Genomic DNA, 23,271 nt, shown 5'->3' on the forward strand with positions numbered 1-23,271 from the left:
ACAGCCCCGCGCCCCTTTGGGGCGCTGCCGAACCGCACCGGACTTCGCCAGACCCGCTCAGCGCACGCGGCGGGCACTGTCGCACCGCCAGTCACTGCCCCTCAGTCGAACCTGATGTGCCGCGCGCTCGTCCACGCCCGGCGCAGCCGCCCCCGCAGCACCCCGTCCCGGTTCGGTGTGAGGGTGAGGCCCGCCAGGACCGCGATCCGGTCCGCCGTCTTGGCGACCGTCGTGTGGTCGGTCCACAGGTGTTCGGCGAACTCCGGCTCGCGCAGCCGCTCCAGGCAGTGGTCGAGCTGCTGCACGGCCCAACTCTCGCGGCGCAGCGGGGCGTCCTTGCCGGCGACGTACTGGAGGAGGTGCCCGAAGCCGCGCTCGCGCAGCCGCTTCAGTACGGTCTCGCGTTCGGCGAGGAGCGCGAAGTGGCGTACGTCGTGGCCCAGTTCGCGCAGCCGCCCGACGGTCTCCTCGAAGTAGAGGGGGTTCGTGACCGTCATGGGGGCGATCACGACACCGTCCTGCTTGCTGAGGGCGAGGTCGAGCACCTCGACCACGCCCTGCCGCCAGGACCTCAAGTCCTGGAAGTCACCGCGCAGTTCGGGCGGCAGCATCCGGCGCAGACCGAAACCGGCGTGTTCCGGGTCGCAGACGACGCTGCCGGGCAGCCGTCGCTGGATCTCGTGTGCGGTCTGTGTCTTGCCGCCCCCGAAGGGGCCGTTGATCCACAGGAGCATGCGCAGACCCTAGTGGGCGCCGGTCACGCGCCGGTCACGCCCCCCGGCGGCCGCACCGTCAGCCGTGCCCGCCCGCCCGCACCAGCCCCGTCTCGTACGCGAGGACGACCACCTGGACCCGGTCGCGCAGCCCCAGCTTCGTCAGGATGCGGCCCACATGCGTCTTCACGGTCGCCTCGGAGAGCACGAGGCGGGCCGCGATCTCCCCGTTGGAAAGGCCCTGCGCGACCAGGATCATGACCTCGCGCTCGCGGCCGGTGAGCCGCTCCAGCTCCTTGTGCTGGGGCTCCTGGCCGGCGTGCGGCAGCAGCGGCGCGAACCGGTCGAGCAGGCGCCGGGTGGTGGACGGCGCGACCACGGCGTCGCCGCTGTGCACGGAGCGGATGGCCGTGAGGAGTTCGGCGGGCGGCACGTCCTTGAGCATGAAGCCGGAGGCGCCGGCCTTCAGCCCGGAGAAGGCGTACTCGTCGAGGTCGAAGGTGGTGAGGATCAGCACCTTGGGCGGGTTGGGGTCCGAGCAGATGCGGCGGGTCGTCTCGACGCCGTCCAGCTTCGGCATGCGTACGTCCATCAGCACGACGTCGACCTCGGTCGCACGCAGCACCTGGAGGGCCTCCACGCCGTCGCCCGCCTCGGCCACGACCTCCATGTCCGGCTGGGCGTCGAGCACCATCCGGAAACCGGTGCGCAGCAGCACCTGGTCGTCGACGAGCATCACGCGGATCGCCATCGGGGGCCTCTTCCGTTTCCGTCTGAGTCAAAAAAAGGGGGTCGCTAAGGGGAGCGTGACAGGTGTCAGTGAGCGGGCTTGAGCGGGAGCAGGGCGCTGATGCGGAAGCCTCCGCCCGGACGCGGCCCCGCGTCCAGGGTGCCGCCCACCATGCCAACGCGCTCGCGCATACCGATCAGACCGTGTCCCTGTCCGTCGGCGCCCCCCTCCTCGTACAGCTCGTGGGGCGCGCCCTTGCCGTCGTCCTCGACGAGGAGTCCGAGGCCGTCGTCGAAGTAGACCAGGCGCACGCTGGCGCCCGTGTTCGGGCCCCCGTGCTTGCGCGTGTTGGTGAGCGCCTCCTGCACGATGCGGTAGGCCGTGAGTTCCACGCCGCTGGGGAGGGGGCGCGGGGTGCCCTCCACCTTGAAGTCGACGGGGAGGCCCGAGGTGCGGCACTGCTCGATGAGGTCGGCGAGCTGCTCCACGTCGGGCTGCGGCACGTACTCGCCGACCTCCTGGTGCTCGCCGGTGCGCAGTACGCCGAGCAGGCGGCGCATCTCGGCGAGGGCCTGGCGGCCGGTTCCCGAGATGGTCTCCAGGGCCTTCCTGGCCTGCTCGGGGGCGGTGTCCATGACGTAGGCGGCGCCGTCGGCCTGGACCACCATCACCGAGACGTTGTGCGCGACGACGTCGTGCAGTTCGCGGGCGATCCGGGCGCGCTCGGCGGCGACGGCGACCTTGGACTGCGCCTCGCGCTCCTTCTCCAGCCGGGCGGCGCGCTCCTCGAGCTGGGCGAGGTAGGCGCGACGGGTGCGGATGGAGTCGCCGAGCACCCAGGCGAGCGCGAAAGGCACCGTCTGGAAGACGGCTATCAGGACGACGCCCAGTGCGCTCGTCTCCGTCTGGGGCCAGCGGATCTGCGAGAGGGTTCCCGCGCACAGGCCGCCGATCAGCCCCAGGCGGGAGGCCCAGCGGGCGCCGTCCGCGGCGACGGTGTAGATGATCACCATCATCGCGAAGTCGGCGGGAATCACCTCGACGTCGACGATCAGCTGCACGACGCCCATCAGGCCGGCCAGCAGCAGCATCTTCTCGGGCATCCGGCGGCGCAGCGCGACGACCAGGCACAGGACGACGGCGATCGGGAGAGCCACGGCGGACGACCCGTGGTTCTCCTGGCCCCCGGTGACACTGCTGAGACTCACGCCGGTGATCCCGAGCAGGACGACGGCCCAGAAGCTGTCGACCCATGTCGGGTGCCTGCGGAGAAAGTCATAGAGGCGCTGCACGTAACCCAGCGTAGGGAAGCGTGCAGTGTGCAGGGGTCAACCGGAGGATCGATCCCTGGCCGCCGCGCGTACTCCCCAAGGTGGAGGCCCGCTTCTCCGCGCCGCTTAGCCTGGCCCGGTGAGAGACGAGGAAACGGACGGGTTCCGGGGTTGGCGCGAGGCGACGGAGGAGTCGCTGTACGGGCCCCGCGGCTTCTATCGCAGGCCCGAGGGGCCCGCGGGTCACTTCCGTACCTCGGTGCACGCCTCCCCGCTCTTCGCGCATGCCGTGGCCCGGCTGCTGTGCCGCGTCGACGCGGCCCTCGACCGCCCGGCCCCGCTCGCCTTCGTCGACATGGCGGCGGGCCGCGGCGAACTGGTGACCGCGGTCCTCGCCGCACTCCCCGCCGAAGTGGCCTCCCGCGCGCGCGGGTACGCCGTCGAGCGTGCCACCCGCCCCGCCGGTCTTGATCACCGGATCGAGTGGCTCGCGGAGCCCCCGAAGGGCGTCACCGGGCTGCTGTTCGCCAACGAGTGGCTGGACAACGTGCCGCTGGAGGTCGCCGAGGTGGACTCGGCGGGTGTGGCGCGCGTAGTTCTCGTACGACGGGACGGCACCGAACGCCTCGGGGAGCCCGTCGCGGGTGCGGAAGCGGAGTGGCTGCGGAAGTGGTGGCCGCTGTCCTCCGAAGGGGACCGTGCGGAAATCGGGCTCCCCAGGGATGCCGCCTGGGCCTCCGCGGTCGCCTCGCTCGGACGCGGTCTCGCCGTGGCCGTCGACTACGCGCACGTCGCCGGTGCGCGGCCCCCGTTCGGGACGCTCACCGGCTTCCGGGAGGGCCGGGAGACGGTGCCCGTCCCGGACGGCTCGTGCGACATCACCGCGCACGTGGCGCTCGACGCGTGCGCGCTGCCCGGGGGGCGCGTGGAGACCCAGCGGAACGCGCTGCGCGCGCTGGGCGTGAGCGGCGCACGCCCGGCGCTCGCCCTCGCGTCCACAGACCCCACGGCCTACGTGCGCGCCCTTGCGAGCGCCGGCGCGGCGGCCGAACTGACCGCGCCCGGCGGCCTGGGCGACTTCGGCTGGCTGCTCCAGCCGGTTGGAATTCCGGACGGTCTGGCCGGCGACCTACTTGTCGATGTCCCCGACCACGAAGAACAGTGACCCCAGGATCGCCACCATGTCCGCGACCAGCGTGCCCGGCAGCAGTTCGGTGAGCGCCTGGATGTTGTTGAACGAGGCCGAGCGCAGCTTCAGCCGGTACGGGGTCTTCTCGCCCTTGCTGACCAGGTAGTAGCCGTTGATGCCGAGGGGGTTCTCGGTCCAGGCGTACGTGTGGCCCTCGGGCGCCTTCAGGACCTTGGGCAGCCGCTGGTTGATCGGGCCGGGCGGAAGGTCCGCGAGCCTGTCGAGGCAGGCGTCCGCGAGGTCGAGCGCGTTGTGGGTCTGCCCGAGGAGGCACTCGAAGCGGGCCAGGCAGTCGCCCTCCTGGCGGGTGACGACCTTCAGGGTGTCCTGGAGCTCCCCGTACGCGAGATACGGCTCGTCCCGGCGCAGGTCGAAGTCGACCCCGGAGGCGCGCGCGATCGGCCCGCTCACGCCGTACGCGTGCACGGCCTCCGGCGCGAGCGCCCCCACACCCCGCGTGCGCCCCCTGAAGATCTCGTTGCCGAGCACCAGGTCGTCGAACCGGTCCATACGGGAGCGCAGGGCCGCGACGGAGGCACGCGCGCGTGTGGTCCATCCGGCCGGAAGGTCCTCCTTGAGGCCGCCGACCCGGTTGAACATGTAGTGCATGCGCCCGCCGGAGACCTCCTCCATGACGTGCTGGAGCTCCTCGCGCTCCGTGAAGGCGTAGAAGATCGGGGTGATCCCGCCCAGCTCCAGGGGGTAGGAACCCAGGAACATCAGGTGGTTCAGGACCCGGTTCAGCTCAGCGAGCAGCGTGCGCGTCCAGACCGCGCGCTCGGGGACCTCCATGCCGAGCATCCGCTCCACGGCGAGGACGACGCCCAGCTCGTTCGCGAAGGCGGAGAGCCAGTCGTGGCGGTTGGCGAGCATGATGATCTGGCGGTAGTCGCGCGCCTCGAAGAGCTTTTCCGCCCCGCGGTGCATATAGCCGATGACCGGCTCCGCGTGCTGGATCCGCTCGCCGTCCAGGACGAGCTTCAACCGCAGTACACCGTGCGTGGACGGGTGCTGGGGCCCGATGTTGAGCACCATGTCGGTGCTCTCCGCGGCGCCGCCGATGCCGACCATGGTCTCCGTCGTGGGAGTCATGGGCACAGTCTCTCGTACGTACGCTTGCCACATGGAGACGGGGAGCATGGAGACCACCGGAAACTCGGCGACCGAGCCGGTCTGGAACGGGCTGCCCCGTGGGCTGCTGCGGATGCGACGGCTGTTGCTGGTGGTGTGGCTGGGGTTGCTGACGATCGTCGTGGGGCTGGTGCTCGAGACGTTCGCCGGGCTCGCCTGGGCCTCGTTCGCCCTGCTGCCGCTGGCCCTGCTGGCGTGGGGCTGGCGGATGCTGGGCCGCAACTGGCAGTCCTGGCGGTACGCCGAGCGCGCGGACGACCTGCTGATCAGCAAGGGTGTGCTGTGGCGTGAGGAGACCGTGGTGCCGTACGGGCGGATGCAACTGGTCGAGGTGACCTCCGGGCCCGTCGAGCGGCACTTCGGGCTCGCCAGTGTGCAGCTGCACACGGCGGCGGCGGCGACCGACGCACGCATCCCCGGCCTGGACCCGGCCGAGGCCGAGCGGCTGCGCGACCGGCTCACCGAGCTGGGCGAGGCACGATCGGCAGGCCTGTGAGTACGCCCTCCGCGGCGACCCCGGGCGCGGACAACGCGTCCCCGGGCACCGACGACGCCGTACGGGATCCGGGCACCGACAACGCCGTACAGACTCCGGGCGCCGACAACCCCGTACCGGAGCCGAAACCGCTCCTGGAGCGGCGCCTGCACCCCGTGACGCCCCTGCGGCGCGCATGGGCGCCGGTCGCGGTGATCGCCGGATGGGCCGTGCACGACCCCAACCAGGCGCAGGAGCAGCTGACCAAGCTCGCCACGACCACGCTGCTGCTCGCCTTGGCCGTGGCCGTCACGGGCGGTGCCCTCTACGGCTTTCTGACCTGGTGGTTCACGCACTTCGCGGTGACCGACACCGAACTGCGCATCCGTACGGGCCTGTTGTTCCGGCGCACCGCGCACATCCGGCTCGACCGGCTCCAGGCGGTCGACGTCACCCAGCCGCTGCTGGCGCGCGTCGCCGGCGTCACCAAGCTCAAACTCGATGTCATCGGGACGGACAAGAAGGACGAACTGGCATATCTGGGTGAGGACGAGGCCCGCGTCCTGCGCGCCGAACTCCTCGCCCGCGCGGCCGGTTTCGCCCCCGAGACGGCACACGAGGTCGGCGAGGCGCCGGTACGGCAGCTGCTGCACGTCCCCGCGGGCAAGCTCGCCGTCTCCCTGGTGCTCACCGGCGCCACCTGGGGGACGCTGGCCGCCGCGCTCGTCGTACCGTCGCTGCTGTGGTGGGCGACCCACAGCGTGTGGACGGTCCTCGCGACCGCTCTGCCGCTGCTCGGCGCGGCGGGTGCGAGCAGCCTGGGGCGGTTCGTCAGCGAGTACGACTGGACGGTGGGCGAGTCGCCGGACGGTCTCCGGATCGACCACGGGCTTCTGGACCGTACGCACGAGACGGTGCCGCCCGGGCGCGTGCAGACCGTACGGATCGTGGAACCGCTGCTGTGGCGGCGGCGCGGCTGGGTACGGGTGGAGCTGGACGTGGCCGGGTCCGCCAACTCCGTGCTCGTGCCGGTCGCTCCGCGCGAGGTCGCCGAGTCGATGATCGCGCGGGTGCTGCCGGGGGTGACGGTGCCGACCCCGCTGTCGCGGCCGCCGCGCCGGGCCGGATGGTGCGTGCCGTTCTGGTGGCGGGGTTACGGCCTCGCCGTAACCGACACCGTCTTCGTGGCCCGCCACGGGCTGCTCCGCCGCAGCCTCTCGCTCGTCCCGCACGCGAAGGTCCAGAGCGTACGTCTGGAGCAGGGGCCCTGGGCCCGCTTCAAGCGGCTCGCCGACGTCCATGTGGACACGGGGGCCAACAAGACGGTGACGGCGCGGCTGCGGGACGCCGACGAGGCGGCGGAGCTTCTGGAGTCCCAGGCGGACCGGTCGCGCACGGGGCGGCGGGAGGCCCGGCCGGATCGGTGGATGGCGTGAGTGGTCCTGGAGCGTAGGACGTGAGGGCGGGCGGTGGCTTGCGCCACCGCCCGCCCTCACGTTTCTGCGTTCCGGGACCGCCGGGTCAGGAAACCGCGCTCCGCAGCTCGGCCACGTCGATCCGCTCGGTCTCGTCGTGGACCGTCAGGTCGATGACCTGGCCGACGCCGCGGGATTCCTCGTCCGCGGGCTTGAAGCCGGCCTCGGCCTCGGCCTTGTGGAGGGCGAGCGCCTCCTGACCGACCACATCGGCGAGGTCCTCGTTCTGTACGGCCTCCAGCGCGGTCGCGGACGACTCCTGCTGCGTACCGAAGAAGTCGAAGCCGCCCTCGACCGACGGACGCCGCACGGGCGCCGCCGGTACGACGGCCACCGCGGTCGGCACGGTGAAGTGCCCCGAAGACGGGGAGGGCTTCACGGGCTTGACGGGCTTCGGCGGCTTCGCGGGAGCCGGGAGGTTCGAGGGCTTCGCCGGGGCCGAGTGGGCCGAAGGCTTCGCCGGGTGCGAGTGATCCGCGGGATGCGAGGGGTGCGACGGGTCCTCAGGGTCTTCAGGATCCGCGGGGTCCGGGCTCTGGAGCGACTTCGAGGACGGGTCCCGCGCCGGGTCCTGCGTCGGCTCCTGCGAGGACGAGGACTTGGAGGGCTTCGCCTCGGCGGCCGCGCGCTCATGACCGCCGACCGCCTCGGGCTTCCCCTCGGCCTCGCCCTCCTCCGCGGCGGCGCCGTCGGACGCACTCGCCTCGGCCTCCGTGGAACCGGCCTGCACCGACTCGGTCTTCACCGGCTCGCTCGGTTCGGATTCGTGCGGCTCCGGAGCAACGTTCGAGATCCGGTTCAGCGCCGCATAGGCCCGCAGGAAGAGCGACGACCCGGCCGGGGAGAAGACCTCGGGAGACTTCTGCACAACCGTGTGGCCCTCGATCGCCTCGGTCGTCTCTGCTGCCTCACCGGCATCGACGGCGTCCGCATCCGCGTCCGCGTCAGGACCGGCGGAAACCGCCTCGGGCTCCTCAGGAACCTCCGGTTCCTCCGAACCGGCGGTCAGTGCCGCGGGCAGCGCGCGAGCCGGCGTCGTCTCTATCGCGAGCAGTCGGCGCCCCTCCAGGGCGCTCGCCCGCTCCGTCTCCGCCGTGGCGTACCGCCTCAGCAGCGCCGCATGTTCGTTGCGCAGGCCCGCCAGCTCGGTCCGCTTCGCGCGCAGCTTGTGCTCCAGCTTGACGCGCAGCTCGCGGGACTCGTCGAGGTCGGTCTCCAGCTCGGCGACGCGCTCCTCATAACGCCACTCGTCGCTCGCACGCGCGCGCGAAAGGTCCGCCACCTGTTTGCCCGCGGACGAGTCCCAGCGGCGCATGACGACAGCACCGAGGACCGCCGTCAGCGCGGCACCCGCGGCCAGCCCGCGGAGCACCGTCGGCTCGGTGAACAGCCAGGGCCCCACGGCGCAGACGAGCGAGACGCCTGCGATCGCCGAAGGAGGCAGCAGCCTGTGCAGAGGCGGTGAATGGCGGTGACGTCCACGTGGCATGGCCAGAAACTTACCGCGCGTAGGCGAATCTTGGAGCCCCGCACGGTAAAAACACAGCCACCTCGCAGCCTCAGCAGTCGCTCAGCCGCCCGCTCATCCACTCCAGCGTCCCCGGGATCTCACGCCGCCAGGTGTTGAAGTTGTGGCCGCCGCTGTCGAGGATGATCGACGAGATCCTGGTGTGCCGCCTCGACTTCACCAGCTCTATGAACTTCAACGTGTCCTGGTAGTCGGCCTCGCCCACCTTGCTGCTGCTGACGAGCAGTGAGGTGTCGGGCGCGGGCCTGTGCTTCAGGTACCACCTCAGGTCGGCGCTGTTCCGCAGTTCCTCGTCCCCGTGGAAGAGATCGCCTGTCGTGGGGTCGATCGGTGCCTTGTAGTACGCCGACAGGCCCGCCCCCGCGGCGTACACCTCGGGGTGGTGGACAGCGAGTTTCAGTGCGCAGTAACCGCCTGTGGAGTCGCCGATGATGCCCCAGCTGCCGGGTTTTTCGCCCACCCTGTAGTGGGCCGATACGGCGTCGGGGAGGTCCTTGGCGAAGAACGACTCGGTCTGCGGACCGCCCGGGATGTCCACGCACTCGGTGTCCCGCGGGGGCGCGACGGTCGGCCGCAGCATGACCAGGATCATCGGCTGCATCCTGCCGTCCCTGGCCAACTCATGGGCCGTCTGCGGGTAATGCAGGCCTTTGATCAGCGCTTCGGCGGTGCCCGGATACCCGGTGAGGACGGCGGCGGCCGGGAAGGTACGGGTGCGGTACCGCGACTGGAAGTACTCCGGGGGCAGATAGACGTACGCCGGAGTGGCGATGTGCGTCGTACGGCCCACGATGTCGATCTTCTGGATCTGGCCGCCGACCCTCGGCCGTGAACCGCCCGCCACCTTCACCTGCTGGGTGTCGACGACTTGGAGGGGGCCGCCGCCGGCGAAGTCGTGGTCGACGACCACGCCCTCGCCGCGCTCCTTTCCGAAGAGGTCGGCCCAGCTCGCGTAGAAGCCGAACGTCTGGTTGGCGCAGAGGCCGACCGAGACGAAGACCGCGACCTGGGTGGCCAGCAGCAGGCCGACCCGTCCGCTGACGACCCGCCAACCGCGCCGTGCCAGCCTCGGCCACAGCCACACCGTGCCGACGAACAGCAGCACGGCGAGCAGGACCGCCGACACCAGCAACTCGTTACTCGTGAGACCCATGGGCTGTTCTGCCTGCGCTTTCCGTGCCGTGACCGCCCCGCTCCTTCGCGAGCACTTGCCCGGCACTTTCCTTGCCTTTTGAACCGGCTTTCCCGCGGGGAGTGAACCTGTCTCCCGAAGACACCGTCCTAGAGGGCGCAATGTCGCCGGATGCCGGAATGGCACCGGAATTCAAGGTCTCTCACCGAACCACGGGATGCGATGTCTGTCAGGGTAGAGGGTGAAATGTCGGCCGGGGTTCCGGACCGAACAGGGCGTGCACGGCGCGCAGTCCGTGGTGCGCACCCCGTCCGTGCGCCGCGCTTGGTCGGTGCACCGCGCTTGGTCCGCGGTCCGCGTGCAGTCCGTGGTCCGCGCCCCGACGCCGTTCCCGCCCTGATCGCCAGTGCCTGCACGCTCGTAGGGCTCCTGGACATCGCCGCAGGAGTCTTCCCGCGCTTCCGGCACAGCCGGATGCACACCGTCGCCGAGGTACTCCCGGGCGCGCTCGGCCCGTTCGCCGCCGCGCTCTCGCTCAGCACCGGCGTACTCCTGCTGCTGCTCGCGCACGGGCTGCGGCGCCGCAAGCGCCGGGCGTGGCGGGCCGCCGTCGTCCTGCTCCCGGCGGGCGCCGTCGCGCAGTTCGCGTACCGTCACTCGCTCATCGGGGTCGCCATCTCGCTGGCGCTGCTCGCGCCGCTGCTGCGCCACCGCAGCGAATTCGAGGCCCTGCCCGATCCGCGCAGCCGCTGGCGCGCGCTCGCCAACTTCGTGCTCATGGGCGCCGGTTCCCTCGTCCTCGGACTGGTCATCGTCAGCGTCCACGCGAACCGGATGATCGGCAGTCCGAGCCTGGCCGACCGCATCACCCACGTCCTGTACGGCCTGTTCGGCTTCGAAGGGCCTCTCGACTACACGGGACCCACCTCCTGGACGGTCGCCGTCTCGCTCGGCGCGCTCGGCCTGCTGACCGCGATCACCACGATCTACCTCGCCTTCCGCCCCGAACACCCGGCCGCACGCCTTACCGAGGACGACGAGGCCCGCCTGCGCGCCCTCCTGGACAAGCACGGCGGCCGCGACTCGCTCGGCCACTTCGCGCTCCGCCGCGACAAGGGGGTCGTCTTCTCGCCCAGCGGCAAGGCGGCGGTGACGTACCGCGTCGTGTCGGGAGTGATGCTGGCGAGCGGCGACCCCGTCGGCGACGTGGAGGCCTGGCCCGGCGCCATCGAGCGCTTCATGGACGAGGCGAAGGCACACTCCTGGACGCCGGCCGTCATGGGCTGCTCCGAGACGGGCGGCGAGGTGTGGACCCGCGAGACCGGTCTCGACGCCCTCGAACTGGGCGACGAGGCGGTGGTGGACGTCGCGGATTTCTCCCTGGCCGGGCGCGCGATGCGGAATGTGCGCCAGATGGTGAAGCGCATCGAAAGGGCCGGTTACGAGACCCGGGTACGGCGCGTCCGCGATCTGAGCGAGGGTGAGCTGGACCGGATCCGGCGCGCCACGGAGGACTGGCGCGGCACGGACACCGAGCGCGGCTTCTCCATGGCGCTCGGCCGCATCGGCGACCCGGCCGACGGTGACTGCCTGATCGCGACCGCCCACAAGGCCGACGTGCCCGGCATCGGCGCGGAGCCCGGCCACTACGCCGAACCCGGCCCCTACGGCGACCTGAAGGCCGTACTCCACTTCGTCCCGTGGGGCACCGACGGCGTGTCACTGGACCTCATGCGCCGCGATCGCTCCGCGGACCCCGGCATGAACGAACTTCTCATCGTGGCCGCCCTCCAGGCCGCCCCCCGCCTCGGGATCGAGCGGGTCTCCTTGAACTTCGCGATGTTCCGCGCGGCGCTCGCGCGCGGCGAGAAGATCGGCGCGGGCCCCGTGCTGCGCGTCTGGCGGGGCCTGCTGGTCTTCCTCTCGCGCTGGTTCCAGATCGAGTCTTTGTACAAGTTCAACGCCAAGTTCCGCCCCCGCTGGGAGCCCCGCTTCGTCGTCTACGGCTCCTCCCGCGACCTCCCCCGCATCGGCCTCGCCGCCATGCAGGCGGAGGGCTTCGTGAGTCTCGCCCTGCCACGCCTGCTGCGCCGCCGCAGGACGGCTCCACGGCCTTGCGCGCACGCGGTGGCGGAGCGGGGCGTGCGGGCGGCGTAGGGCTGGTGAACCGACCGAGTCGGGTGGGCGGGGGCGAATCGGCTCCCCGCCAGAGGCCTAGGCTGGACGTATGAGCATTGAGCGCGGGCGCGGCCAAGTCGCGGGACTGCCGACGTGGGACCGCTGCGCGGTCATGGGAGTCGTCAACGTAACCCCCGATTCCTTCTCCGACGGAGGCCGCTGGTTCGACACGACGGCCGCCGTCAAACACGGCCTCGGCCTGGTCACCGAGGGCGCCGACCTGGTGGACGTCGGCGGCGAGTCCACCCGCCCCGGCGCCACCCGCGTCGACGAGGCGGAAGAGCTCAAGCGCGTCATCCCCGTCGTCCGCGGCCTCGCCTCCGAGGGCGTCACCGTCTCCGTGGACACCATGCGTGCCAGCGTCGCCGAGCAGTCGCTCGCCGCGGGCGCCGTCCTGGTCAACGACGTCAGCGGCGGCCTCGCCGACCCCGCGATGATCCCGGCCGTCGCGGCGACGGGCGCCCCCTTCGTGGTCATGCACTGGCGCGGCTTCCTGGAGGGCGGCAACGTGAAGGGGACGTACGAGAACGTCGTCTCCGAAGTCGTCGACGAGCTGCACGCACGCGTGGAGGCCGTTCTGGCCGGCGGCATCGCCCCCGACCGGATCGTCGTCGACCCGGGCCTCGGCTTCTCCAAGGACCCCGAGCACGACCTGATGCTCCTGGCGCACCTCGACCGCCTGCGCGAACTCGGCCACCCCCTGCTGGTCGCCGCGTCCCGCAAGCGCTTCCTGGGCCGCGTACTGGCGGGCGCGGAAGGCGCCCCGCCGCCCGCGCGCGAGCGCGACGCCGCCACCGCCGCCGTCTCCGCCCTGGCCGCCGACCAGGGCGCGTGGGCGGTCCGCGTCCACGAGGTGCGGGCCACGGCCGACGCCGTACGCGTCGCCAGGGCCGTAGAAGGAGCGCGTGCGGCGGGAGCACGTACGGCCGGAGTCCGTGCGGCGGAAGCCCGGACCGCGGAGGAATCCGGAATCTCCGGAGCCCCGACCGCAGGCGGAGCCGCCGGAGCCCCGACCGCAGAGGGAGCCCGGTGAGCGCCCCCCGCACCGACATCGAGCAGGTCGAACTCGCCAACACCGCCTTCTACGAGGCCTTGGAGCGGGGCGACTTCGAAGAGCTGTCGTCGCTCTGGCTGGCGCCACTGGACACGGCCGACGACGCCGTCGAGAGCGGTGGCGAGGGCGAGGACGAAGGCCCGGTGATCTCCTGCGTCCACCCCGGCTGGCCCGTCCTCAACGGCCGCGGCGAGGTGCTGCGCTCGTACGCGCTGATCATGGCGAACACCGAGTACATCCAGTTCTTCCTCACCGACGTACACGTCTCCGTCGTCGGCGACACCGCGCTGGTCACCTGCACCGAGAACATCCTCAGCGGCGGCCCCGCCCCCGACGACAGCGACGAGCTCGGTCCGCTGGTCGGCCAGCTGGTCGTCGCCACGAATGTGTTCCGTCGCACGGCCTACGGCTGGAAGCTCTGGTCGCACCATGCCTCCCCCGTCCTCGCCGAATCGGGCGAGGAGGAGGACGAGGACACTCCCGGTTAGTGGCGAGTCCACCCGGATCGAGTGGGTTAGCGGTCCGTGAGCAGCAAGGCGTGGTTGGAATCACGTACCCCTGGGTAGGGGCGGCTACCAACCCGTGAGCCGCCGTGTTCCCCAAGGGAAACGTCCGATGAAGCCTCGTGCCCATCGCCAGGGCGCGCGCCTCCGCGGGCAGGGACTGTCAGTGCCCGCAGGTAGATTCGTTTGAGGCCGGTGTACCGACCGCACTCGGTATGTACCAGCCGCTACCAACGATTGCAGGAGTGATTCGCGTGGATCGTGTCGCGCTGCGCGGCCTCAAGGCCCGCGGGCACCATGGCGTCTTTGCCAGGGAGCGCGAAGAGGGCCAGACCTTCATCGTGGACCTGACGCTGGGCCTGGACACCCGAGCGGCCGCGGCCGACGACGACCTGGCGAAGACCGTGCACTACGGCGTCGTGGCCGAGGAGGTCGTGGCCGTCGTCGAGGGCGAGCCCGTCGATCTCATCGAGACGCTCGCCGAGCGCATCGCCCAGACGTGCCTGAAGCACGACGGGGTCAAGGAGGTCGAGGTCTGCGTCCACAAACCGGACGCGCCGATCACGGTGCCCTTCGACGACGTGACCGTCACCATCACCCGGAGCCGAGTATGACCGCCTTCTTCACCGAGGGTCAGAGCGACCCGACCGTACAGCCGGTGCCCGCCTCCGTGGTGGAACAGGTGGACGCCGCCGACACCACCCTGCAGAACCCGAAGCGAGCGGTGATCTCCCTCGGTTCGAACCTGGGCAACCGCCTGGAGACCCTCCAGGGCGCCATCGACGCCCTGGAGGACACCCCCGGCGTCCGGATCAAAGCGGTCTCACCCGTCTATGAGACGGAGCCCTGGGGCGTCGCCCCGGACAGCCAGCCCTCGTACTTCAACGCGGTGGTGGTCCTCAGAACGACCCTGCCCCCCTCCTCGCTCCTGGAGCGGGCACACGCGGTCGAGGAGGCCTTCCACCGGGTCCGCGAAGACCACTGGGGCCCCCGCACAATCGACGTGGACATCGTGGCGTACGCCGATGTGGTCTCCGACGACCCGGTCCTGACCCTCCCTCACCCGCGCGCCCACGAGCGGGCCTTCGTCCTCGCCCCCTGGCACGACGTGGAACCCGAGGCGCAGCTCCCCGGCCGCGGCCCCGTGGCCCAACTCCTCGCGACGGTCACGCGAGACAGTGTCGCGCCCCGCGCCGACCTGGAACTCCGGCTGCCCGAGTAGTCGTTAAGGTCAGGACGACCATCAGGCGGTTGACCGAAGGGGCATTGTGAAAGAGCTGCGCATCAGGACGCTGGCTGCGGTGTTCCTCATCGCCGGAGTGCTGTCCTGGGCAGGTGCCCGCCTGTGGAACTCCGTGGGCACACTCCCCTCGGTCCCCCTGGCCGCCCCCATCGTCCTCGCCCTGATCACGGTCGTCCTGCTGTCCACGGCGCTCTCGCTGCGCGCCCGCCTCAAGGCCCAGCGCGAGCGCCGCCCCGGCGCCAAGGGCGTCGACCCCCTGATGGCGGCCCGCGCCGTCGTCTTCGGCCAGGCCAGCGCACTGGTCGCCGCCCTGGTGGCCGGTATGTACGGCGGCACGGGCGTCTTCCTGCTCGAGTCCCTGGACATCCCCGCCCGCCGCGACCAGGCCATCTACGCCGGCTTCTCGGTCCTCGCCGGCCTAGGCGTCATAGCGGCCGCCTTCTTCCTCGAGCGAGTCTGCAAACTCCCGGAGGACGACGACGAGAACGGCGGCACGGCCCCCGCACTGTGACCGCGGGCCGGCGAAAGCGCCCCCAAAGGGGCGCGGGGAACTGCGCGACCAGCCACAACGCACCCGCAGCCGAAGCACCACCAGGCAACGCACCCGCAGGCAACGCCCCGGCAGCCAACGCACCCGCAGAACCCACCCGGAACTAAGCGGAGCGCTACCGCGCCATGATGAGGCTCATCGCCTCATTACGCGTAGCTGCATCCCGCAGCTGCCCCCGCACCGCAGAGGTGATCGTCTTCGCACCGGGCTTGCGTATGCCGCGCATCGACATGCACATGTGCTCGCACTCGACGACCACGATGACCCCGCGCGGCTCCAGGATCTCCATCAGGGAGTCGGCGATCTGGGTCGTCAGCCGCTCCTGCACCTGCGGCCGCCGCGCGTAGACGTCGACCAGCCGCGCCAGCTTGGACAGGCCCGTGATCTTGCCGCTGGTGGCCGGAATGTAGCCGACGTGCGCGACACCCCGGAACGGCACCAGGTGATGTTCACAGGTACTGAAAACCTCGATGTCCTTCACCAGGACCATCTCGTCGTGCCCCAGATCGAACGTCGTCGTCAGGACGTCCTCCGGCTGCTGCCACAGGCCCGCGAATATCTCCCGGTACGCCCTGGCGACCCGCCGCGGAGTCTCCCGCAGACCCTCACGGTCCGGGTCCTCGCCGACGGCGATGAGGAGCTCTCGTACGGCGTTCTCGGCGCGCTTCTCGTCGAACTCGCCGATCACACCCTCGCCGTCCAGCGTCACGGGGTCGGTCATGTGGTCCTCGTTCCTGTGCCTCTCACGCGTGCGGATCGACGCGTCGAACAAGCCGGCATAAGAAGATGCCGCGCCCCCCAGGCTAGAACCTGGGGGGCGCGGCATCCATTCCGGGCCTGGTGAGGCCACCGGGAGCTGCGAAAGCTCAGCTCTCGGTGCGCTCCTCGGGGACCGCTTCCGCCGCGGGGACGGACTCCGTCACGCCGGCGATCGCCGGCGTGGAACCGTTCGCCCCGTTCGTCAGTGACAGCTCCTTGGGGGAGAGCACCGGCGGGCGGGTGGACGGGGTGCGCCGGGAGGAGCCGGTCCACGCGGGGCGGGCCGGGCGCTTGATGATGGGAGCGAAGACCTCGGCGATCTGCTCCTTGCTCAGCGTCTCCTTCTCCAGCAGCTGGAGCACCAGCGCGTCGAGGACGTCGCGGTTCTCGACCAGGATTTCCCAGGCCTCGTTGTGCGCGTTCTCGATGAGCTTCTTGACCTCTTCGTCGACGAGCGCGGCGACCTCTTCCGAGTAGTCACGCGGGTGCGACATCTCCCGGCCCAGGAAGGGCTCGGTGTTGTCGCCGCCGAACTTGATCGCGCCGAGACGCTCGGTCATGCCGTACTGCGTGACCATCGCGCGGGCCGTGGCTGTGGCCTTCTCGATGTCGTTCGCAGCACCCGTGGTCGGGTCGTGGAAGACGAGCTCCTCGGCCGCGCGCCCGCCCAGCATGTACGCGAGCTGGTCGAGCATTTCGTTGCGGGTCGTGGAGTACCTGTCCTCGTCCGGCAGGACCATCGTGTAGCCGAGGGCACGGCCGCGCGACAGGATCGTGATCTTGTGGACCGGGTCGGAGTTCGGAGACGCCGCCGCGACCAGGGCGTGGCCGCCCTCGTGGTACGCGGTGATCTTCTTCTCCTTGTCCGACATGATCCGGGTCCGCTTCTGCGGGCCCGCGACCACTCGGTCGATCGCCTCGTCCAGCATGTCGTTGTCGATCAGCTTCCCGTTGTTGCGCGCGGTGAGCAGCGCAGCTTCGTTCAGCACGTTCGACAGGTCCGCGCCGGTGAAGCCCGGCGTGCGACGTGCGACCGCCGACAGGTCGACGCCCGGGGCGACCGGCTTGCCCTTCTGGTGAACCTTGAGGATCTCCAGACGGCCCTGCATGTCCGGGCGGTCGACCGCGATCTGGCGGTCGAAGCGGCCGGGGCGCAGGAGGGCCGGGTCGAGGATGTCGGGCCGGTTCGTGGCGGCGATCAGGATGACGCCGCCCTTCACGTCGAAGCCGTCCATCTCGACGAGCAGCTGGTTGAGCGTCTGCTCGCGCTCGTCGTGACCGCCGCCGAGGCCGGCGCCGCGATGACGGCCGACCGCGTCGATCTCGTCGACGAAGACGATCGCCGGAGCGTTCGCCTTGGCCTGCTCGAACAGGTCACGGACTCGGGAGGCACCGACACCGACGAACATCTCGACGAAGTCGGAACCCGAGATCGAGTAGAAGGGGACGCCGGCCTCACCCGCGACAGCGCGCGCGAGCAGCGTCTTACCGGTTCCAGGAGGCCCGTAGAGCAGCACGCCCTTGGGGATCTTCGCCCCGACGGCCTGGAACTTCGCCGGCTCCTGGAGGAACTCCTTGATCTCGTGGAGCTCCTCGACCGCCTCGTCCGAGCCCGCCACGTCGGCGAACGTCGTCTTCGGGGTGTCCTTGGTGATGAGCTTCGCCTTGGACTTCCCGAAGTTCATGACCCGGGAGCCGCCGCCCTGCATCTGGTTCATCAGGAACAAGAAGACGACGACGATGAGGACGAAGGGAAGCAGAGACAGCAGGATGCCCAGGAACGGGTTCTGCTTCGACGGCGAAACGGTGTAGCCGTCCGGGATCTGCTTGTTCTGGAACTTGTTCTGGAGTGTGTCGGCCAGGGTCACGCCCTGGTTGCCGATGTAGCTCGCCTGGATCTTGGAGCTGCCGTCGACCTTCTCGCCATCCTTGAGAGAGACCTTGATGATCTGCTCGTCGCCGGTGGTGATCTTGGCCGACTCGACCTTGTTGTCATTGATCGCCTGGACGACCTGGCCGGTGTCCACTGTCTTGTAGCCGCCGGACGAGCCGACGACCTGCATCAACACGACCACGGCAAGGACGGCCAGCACGATCCACATGACCGGCCCACGGAAGTATCGCTTCACGTCCATCCATACGGAGCGGTGACGCCCCGTCCCTCCTGCCATAGTGAGTTTGATAAAGACTTTTAAAGACTGTTCTTCGGACGGTACCCCAGCATTGTCACCCGAAGCCGCAGGGGACGGCTGGCAATCCCGCCTACGCATGCTCCAACGGCGCGAACCCCGCTGGGGTTCCCGGTCGTCCTACCCGGCTGTGCTAACCGCCGTAGACATGCGGCGCGAGCGTACCGACGAACGGGAGGTTGCGGTACTTCTCCGCGTAGTCGAGGCCGTAGCCGATGACGAACTCGTTCGGGATGTCGAAGCCGACCCACTCCACGTCGATCGCGACCTTGGCCGCGTCCGGCTTGCGCAGCAGCGTGCACACCTTGAGGGAGGCGGGCTCGCGTGAGCCGAGGTTGGAGATCAGCCAGGACAGGGTCAGCCCGGAGTCGATGATGTCCTCGACGATGAGGACGTGCTTTCCCTTGATGTCGGTGTCGAGGTCCTTGAGGATCCGCACCACACCGGACGACTGGGTGCCCGCGCCGTACGAGGACACCGCCATCCAGTCCATGGTGACGGGGGTGGACAGCGCACGCGCCAGGTCCGCCATGACCATCACGGCACCCTTGAGGACGCCGACGATCAGCAGATCCTTGCCCGCGTACTCCGCGTCGATCTTCGCGGCCAGCTCAACCAGCTTGGCGTCGATCTCTTCCTTGGTGATGAGCACCGACTTGAGGTCGGTGCCCATGTCTTTCGCGTCCACCCGCATCACTTTCGGTCGTCCGTCCGAACCTTTTCGGCGGCCGCTCGAACCGCCCGCGACCCGCGTGAGAGGGCCCTGGGGAGCCGCGCGAGCGGTCCCGGTGGGGGTCCGGTTTCAGCCTTGCCGAATCACCAGTCTGCCACCCTGCCGCTGGGCGACGACTTTGCCCGGGAGATTGATGGCTCCCTGGCCGCGCCAGCCGGTGATCAGCCGGTCGACTTCCTCGATGTGACGGGCGAACAGCGAACCGGCCGGGGCGCCCGCCTCGATGGCGGCGCGGCGCAGGATGCGGCGGCGTACGGCGGGCGGCAGGGCGTAGAGCTTGGCGCACTCCAGGAGGCCCGCAGCGTCCCGTACGGAGGCCTCGGCCTGGCTGGCCCAGGCGTCGAGGGCGTCGGCGTCGTCGCGGGAGAGCTGGGCCGTACGGGCGAGCGCCTCGACGACTCCCTTGCCGAGCGCCTTCTCCAGGGCCGGCAGGCCCTCGTGGCGCAGCCGGGAGCGGGTGTAGGCCGGGTCGGCGTTGTGCGGGTCGTCCCAGACTGGCAGCGACTGGACCATGCAGGCCTTGCGGGCGGTCTGCCGGTCCAGGTACAAGAACGGGCGGCGGTAACGGCCGTCGGCCCCCGAGACCGCGGCCATTCCGGACAGCGAGCGGATGCCGGAGCCGCGGGCGAGGCCGAGCAGGACGGTTTCGGCTTGGTCGTCGCGGGTGTGGCCGAGCAGGATCGCGGTGGCGCCGTGGCGTTCGACGGCGGAGTCCAGGGCGGCGTAGCGGGCGTCGCGGGCGGCGGCCTCGGGCCCGCCGTCGCGGCCCACGGTGACGGCGATGGACTCGGCCGGGGAGAGCCCCAGTTCGGTGAGGCGCAGCACGACCTCGTCGGCGCGCAGGTCGGAGCCGGGCTGCAGACCGTGGTCGACGGTGATGCCGCCGGCACGGATGCCGAGTTTGGGGGCTTCGAAGGCGAGGGCGGAGGCGAGCGCCATCGAGTCGGCGCCACCGGAGCACGCGACGAGCACGAGCGGCGTCGACGGCTGCTCGTGCGGGGTTGGCGTGGGGAGGTCGGGGGCGGGCGAGCGCCTCGTACCCGGGGCGGGTACGCGCTCGGAGGCGGGCGGGCGCGCGACGTCGGCCGCGGGCGTGCGCCTGGTGTCGGGGGCGGGCGTGTGCTCGGTGAGGATGTCGTGGAGTACGCGGCGAACCGCCAGGCGTATCGCCGCGACCGCAGGATGGGGACCCATGTCCGGTTCCCTTCATGAAGTTTTCGGGGGTGAACCCGGTTCCGGTCACTCAGAGTGTGTAGATGGTGACAGAACCGGGCCGTTCCCCGAGCATTGCACGCCTACCCATGCCCCACGGTCCCTCGGACGGGTGATTGGAGGGGCGTTTACCTGCCGTCGGCCGGATTCACTTCACGACCCGCCCGCGGCGTTCACGACTCTGCCTTGCGGTGCACCCGCGCGACCCAGTCCGCCGGTTTGGCGATCTCCGTCTTGGTCGGGAGCGTGTTCGGGGAGGTCCACACCCGGTTGAAGCCGTCCATGCCGACCTCTCCGACGACCGACCGCACGAACCGCTCACCGTCCTTGTACTGCCTCAGTTTGGCGTCCAAACCGAGCAGCTTGCGCAGGGCCAGGTCCAGGCGGGAGGCCCCCTTGGCGCGACGCTGCTGGAACTTCTCGCGGATCTCGGCGACGGACGGGACGACGTCGGGGCCCACACCGTCCATCACGAAGTCCGCGTGGCCCTCCAGGAGCGACATGACGGCGGTCAGCCGGCCGAGGATCTCCCGCTGGGCGGGCGTCTGCACGATTTCGACGAGCGAGCGGCCGCCGTCGTCCTCCTCGCCCTCGGGCCGTCCGCCCGCCAAGGACTGGGCGGCTTCGCGGATGCGTTCGAGGACTGTCATGGGGTCGACCTCGGTCTCTCCCAAGAACGACTGGATTTCGCCCTCGAGGTGGGCCCGCAGCCAGGGCACGGCCGTGAACTGGGTGCGGTGCGTCTCTTCGTGCAGGCACACCCAGAGGCGGAAGTCGTGGGGCTGTACGTCGAGTTCGCGCTCCACGTGGACGATGTTCGGCGCGACCAGGAGGAGCCTGCCGCCGCCGTTCTCCCCCGCCGGGAGCTCACGTGTCGCCGGGGCGAAGGTCTCGTACTGGCCGAGGACCCTCGACGACAGGAACGACAGCAGCATGCCCAGCTCGACGCCGGTGACCTTGCCGCCGACCGCGCCGAGGACGGCTCCGCCCGGGGTACTCCCCCTGCGCTCCTGCATCTTGTCCAGCAGGGGCTTGAGGATCTCCCTGAACCCGGCGACGTTCGCCCGCACCCAGCCGGGGCGGTCCACCACGAGTACGGGGGTGTCGTGGGTGTCCTCCGTGCCCATACGAGTGAAGCCCCGGACGTGTCCCTCCGAGGCCTTGGCGTGCCGGCGCAGCTCCGCGACGACGTCCCTGGCCTCGTCGCGGCTCACCTCTGGGCCCGGCCGCACGAGCCGTGTCGCGGTTGCCACCGCGAGATTCCAGTCGACCATCTCGGCACCACCGATGCTCGTCATGCGTCAACCGTACGTGAGCGTGTCCGGCTGCGGTTAGGGGTACGAGGGGCTGGGCGCCGCCTGGGCGGAACTTGGCGGTGCCCTTGGTGCCCTCGGGTCGGCAGGGGCCGGGGTCTGTTTTCTCGGAGCCCGGCGCTGTCGGCTGTGCCCACCCGTCCCGCCCTGCGGGACGATTGCCCACAGCGGTAGCGACTGCAGGCCTGCCGCCCGGCAGCGGTAGCGGCTGCGGGCACGCCGCCCGGCAGCGGTAGTCCCTGCGGGGTGCCGCCCCGCAGGGGACGACAACTACCGGCAACCGCACGCCGCCAGTGCCGTCGCCGCGCGGTCCAAGGCCGACTGGGCCGGTGCCGGCGCTGGGGGGTGGGCCTCGTCAGAGGTGAGGAAGGCGAAGGCCAGTAGGCGGCCGTCGGTGTCGACGACTGTGCCTGCCAGGGTGTTGACGCCTGTCAGGGTGCCGGTTTTGGCGCGTACGACGCCGGTGGCTGAGGCGTCGGTGGTGTAGCGGTCGCTGAGGGTGCCGGTGAAGCCGGCGATGGGGAGGCCGGTCAGGGCGGGGCGGAGTTCGGGGTGGGCGGGGTCGCCGGCCTTCGCCAGCAGGGCGGTGAGCAGGTCGGCGGTGAGCTTGTCGGCGCGGTTCAGGCCGCTTCCGTCGGCGAAATGAACGCCGGCGAGGGGGAGTCCGAGCTTCTTCAGCTGCGCGCCGATCGCCGCCGCGCCTCCGCTGAAACTTGCCTGCCCGCCCGTCACGAGGGCGGCCTGCCGGGCCAGGGCCTCCGCGATGTCGTTGTCGCTGTTCGTCAGCATCCGCTCGACGAGGGTGGACAGGGGCGGCGAGGAGACCGCGGCGAGGTCCTGCGAACGGCTCGTCGCCTTCGAGAGGCCCGGGGATGTCGTCTTGATGCCCTTGGCCTGGAGCAGTTCCGCGAACTTCCTGGCCGCGTCCCCCGCCGGGTCCGTACTGCGCTTGGCCGTGCCGCTGTCCGAGTCGTCGATGCGGCCCTCGTCGACCATCAGGGCGCTGACCGGGGCGAGGTTGGGGTTGGCGCCGATGGGGTGCACGGTGGCGCCCGCGTACAGCGAGGTGTCGTACGAGACCGTCACCTGGTCCAGATGACGGGCCTTCAGGGCGGTCGCTGTCTCGTCGGCGAGGGTGCGCAGGCTCGCGTAGCCCTTCGTGTCCTCGCGGGCGGTCAGGGTCGGGTCGCCCGCGCCGACGAGGACAACCTCCTTGGTGTCGGGCTCCAGGACCGCGCGCGTGGTAATCCGGTGGTCGGTGCCGGCCGCAGAGAGGACGGCGACGGCGGTGGCGATCTTCGTGGTGGAGGCCGGGGTCTGGGCCTTGTCCGCCCCCTTGCCGTACAGCCGCTTGCCGGTCGCGACGTCGACCACCACGGCGGTGCGCTGAGCGCCGAGGGCGGGGTCGTTCAGGAGCGGGTCCAGGACGTCCGCGAGGGCCTTCTCGGCGGGGGCGGGCACCGCCCCCCCTGAGGTGGAGCCGGTGGAGCCACCGAGTCCGGCCAGTACGGTGGCGGCGCTCGGCGCGGGGCGGGGCGCCTTCACGGACGTACCGGACGTAAGGCCGTGATCTGTGCCACCCTCGCCCTCCCGCGATGCGGCCCAGTCGCGCTCCGCCGTACGCTGACCTGTGGAGTCCCAGGGACCGGCCGCGGTCACCAGCCCGGCCGCGAGCGCCAGGCCCACGGTGGCTGCGACGGCTGTGAGCTGCGGAGTCGTGAACTTGACGGGACGCGGCCGCACGGCTTGGGTGATCCGCGCCACATGCGGTTTCACCGAGCCCGCGACCCGCACCACATGCGGTCTCGCGGCCCGCCAAGCCCTCAGCTCTGGCACGACCACCAGCCCCTTTCGCGATCACACACCTGCGTGAGGGACACTTAACCACCAGAA

General features: G+C 70.7%; 21 protein-coding genes. 9 read left to right on the top strand and 12 right to left on the bottom strand.

What is annotated here, in order from left to right:
* Positions 1-101 precede the first annotated feature (101 nt).
* From OG266_RS19450 to OG266_RS19460, 3 genes are all read right to left on the bottom strand, one after another.
* Complete coding sequence (locus tag OG266_RS19450) at positions 102-734, bottom strand: AAA family ATPase (RefSeq protein WP_371547306.1); 633 nt, start codon at positions 732-734, stop codon at positions 102-104.
* A 58-nt stretch (positions 735-792) separates the two neighbouring features.
* On the bottom strand, positions 793-1,464 hold the full coding sequence (locus OG266_RS19455; RefSeq protein WP_266457024.1) for a response regulator transcription factor: 672 nt from the start codon (positions 1,462-1,464) through the stop codon (positions 793-795).
* A 65-nt stretch (positions 1,465-1,529) separates the two neighbouring features.
* On the bottom strand, positions 1,530-2,735 hold the full coding sequence (locus OG266_RS19460) for a sensor histidine kinase (RefSeq protein ID WP_266457027.1): 1,206 nt from the start codon (positions 2,733-2,735) through the stop codon (positions 1,530-1,532).
* Between the two features lie 118 nt (positions 2,736-2,853).
* Here OG266_RS19460 and OG266_RS19465 point away from each other — a divergent pair, with 118 nt between their 5' ends.
* Positions 2,854-3,879, top strand: a complete 1,026-nt coding sequence (locus tag OG266_RS19465; protein ID WP_371547308.1) for an SAM-dependent methyltransferase — start codon at positions 2,854-2,856, stop codon at positions 3,877-3,879.
* Here the strand turns inward: OG266_RS19465 and OG266_RS19470 are convergent.
* Entirely contained in the window at positions 3,844-4,995 is a 1,152-nt protein-coding gene (locus tag OG266_RS19470) for an NADH-quinone oxidoreductase subunit D (protein ID WP_371547309.1), read from the bottom strand. The genes OG266_RS19465 and OG266_RS19470 overlap by 36 nt on opposite strands.
* A gap of 31 nt (positions 4,996-5,026) precedes the next feature.
* Between OG266_RS19470 and OG266_RS19475 the strand changes: the two genes are divergently transcribed.
* Both OG266_RS19475 and OG266_RS19480 read left to right on the top strand, forming a co-directional pair.
* Positions 5,027-5,530, top strand: a complete 504-nt coding sequence (locus OG266_RS19475; protein WP_371547312.1) for a PH domain-containing protein — start codon at positions 5,027-5,029, stop codon at positions 5,528-5,530.
* A 134-nt stretch (positions 5,531-5,664) separates the two neighbouring features.
* Positions 5,665-6,945, top strand: a complete 1,281-nt coding sequence (locus tag OG266_RS19480; RefSeq protein WP_329550157.1) for a PH domain-containing protein — start codon at positions 5,665-5,667, stop codon at positions 6,943-6,945.
* Positions 6,946-7,030: 85 nt separating this feature from the next.
* On the opposite strand, the gene OG266_RS19485 is transcribed toward OG266_RS19480, so the two are convergent.
* Positions 7,031-8,473, bottom strand: a complete 1,443-nt coding sequence (locus OG266_RS19485) for a hypothetical protein (protein WP_371547315.1) — start codon at positions 8,471-8,473, stop codon at positions 7,031-7,033.
* Between the two features lie 70 nt (positions 8,474-8,543).
* Positions 8,544-9,665, bottom strand: a complete 1,122-nt coding sequence (locus OG266_RS19490) for an alpha/beta hydrolase (RefSeq protein WP_371547318.1) — start codon at positions 9,663-9,665, stop codon at positions 8,544-8,546.
* 225 nt (positions 9,666-9,890) lie between these two features.
* Here OG266_RS19490 and OG266_RS19495 point away from each other — a divergent pair, with 225 nt between their 5' ends.
* The 6 genes from OG266_RS19495 to OG266_RS19520 all read left to right on the top strand — a co-directional run bounded on the left by OG266_RS19495 (position 9,891) and on the right by OG266_RS19520 (position 15,133).
* On the top strand, positions 9,891-11,801 hold the full coding sequence (locus OG266_RS19495) for a phosphatidylglycerol lysyltransferase domain-containing protein (RefSeq protein ID WP_371547321.1): 1,911 nt from the start codon (positions 9,891-9,893) through the stop codon (positions 11,799-11,801).
* 70 nt (positions 11,802-11,871) lie between these two features.
* Entirely contained in the window at positions 11,872-12,855 is a 984-nt protein-coding gene (gene folP, locus OG266_RS19500) for a dihydropteroate synthase (RefSeq protein ID WP_371547323.1), read from the top strand.
* Positions 12,852-13,364 (top strand): nuclear transport factor 2 family protein, encoded by a 513-nt coding sequence (locus OG266_RS19505; RefSeq protein ID WP_371547325.1) that lies wholly within the window; start codon positions 12,852-12,854, stop codon positions 13,362-13,364. Before folP ends, OG266_RS19505 begins: the two co-directional genes overlap by 4 nt.
* A gap of 269 nt (positions 13,365-13,633) precedes the next feature.
* A complete protein-coding gene (folB, locus tag OG266_RS19510) occupies positions 13,634-13,993 on the top strand; it encodes a dihydroneopterin aldolase (protein WP_266457058.1) in 360 nt (119 codons plus the stop codon).
* A complete protein-coding gene (gene folK, locus OG266_RS19515) occupies positions 13,990-14,601 on the top strand; it encodes a 2-amino-4-hydroxy-6-hydroxymethyldihydropteridine diphosphokinase (RefSeq protein ID WP_371547328.1) in 612 nt (203 codons plus the stop codon). Before folB ends, folK begins: the two co-directional genes overlap by 4 nt.
* A 46-nt stretch (positions 14,602-14,647) precedes the next feature.
* Positions 14,648-15,133 (top strand): DUF3180 domain-containing protein, encoded by a 486-nt coding sequence (locus tag OG266_RS19520; protein WP_371547331.1) that lies wholly within the window; start codon positions 14,648-14,650, stop codon positions 15,131-15,133.
* Between the two features lie 154 nt (positions 15,134-15,287).
* Here the strand turns inward: OG266_RS19520 and folE are convergent, their stop codons facing one another.
* The 6 genes from folE to dacB form a co-directional block, all read right to left on the bottom strand.
* Entirely contained in the window at positions 15,288-15,893 is a 606-nt protein-coding gene (gene folE / locus OG266_RS19525) for a GTP cyclohydrolase I FolE (RefSeq protein ID WP_371547334.1), read from the bottom strand.
* 145 nt (positions 15,894-16,038) lie between these two features.
* Positions 16,039-18,066, bottom strand: coding sequence for an ATP-dependent zinc metalloprotease FtsH (ftsH, locus tag OG266_RS19530; RefSeq protein WP_371547337.1), 2,028 nt, complete (start codon positions 18,064-18,066; stop codon positions 16,039-16,041).
* A 187-nt stretch (positions 18,067-18,253) separates the two neighbouring features.
* Positions 18,254-18,814, bottom strand: coding sequence for a hypoxanthine phosphoribosyltransferase (gene hpt / locus OG266_RS19535; protein ID WP_261704688.1), 561 nt, complete (start codon positions 18,812-18,814; stop codon positions 18,254-18,256).
* A gap of 108 nt (positions 18,815-18,922) precedes the next feature.
* Positions 18,923-20,047, bottom strand: a complete 1,125-nt coding sequence (gene tilS, locus OG266_RS19540) for a tRNA lysidine(34) synthetase TilS (protein ID WP_266457071.1) — start codon at positions 20,045-20,047, stop codon at positions 18,923-18,925.
* Positions 20,048-20,238: 191 nt separating this feature from the next.
* Positions 20,239-21,363, bottom strand: coding sequence for a zinc-dependent metalloprotease (locus OG266_RS19545; protein WP_266457074.1), 1,125 nt, complete (start codon positions 21,361-21,363; stop codon positions 20,239-20,241).
* A 285-nt stretch (positions 21,364-21,648) separates the two neighbouring features.
* A complete protein-coding gene (dacB, locus tag OG266_RS19550) occupies positions 21,649-23,220 on the bottom strand; it encodes a D-alanyl-D-alanine carboxypeptidase/D-alanyl-D-alanine-endopeptidase (protein ID WP_371547340.1) in 1,572 nt (523 codons plus the stop codon).
* Positions 23,221-23,271 lie beyond the last annotated feature (51 nt).

Origin of the sequence: Streptomyces sp. NBC_00554, from assembly GCF_041431135.1 — a bacterium.
In the GTDB taxonomy this organism is placed as follows: domain Bacteria; phylum Actinomycetota; class Actinomycetes; order Streptomycetales; family Streptomycetaceae; genus Streptomyces.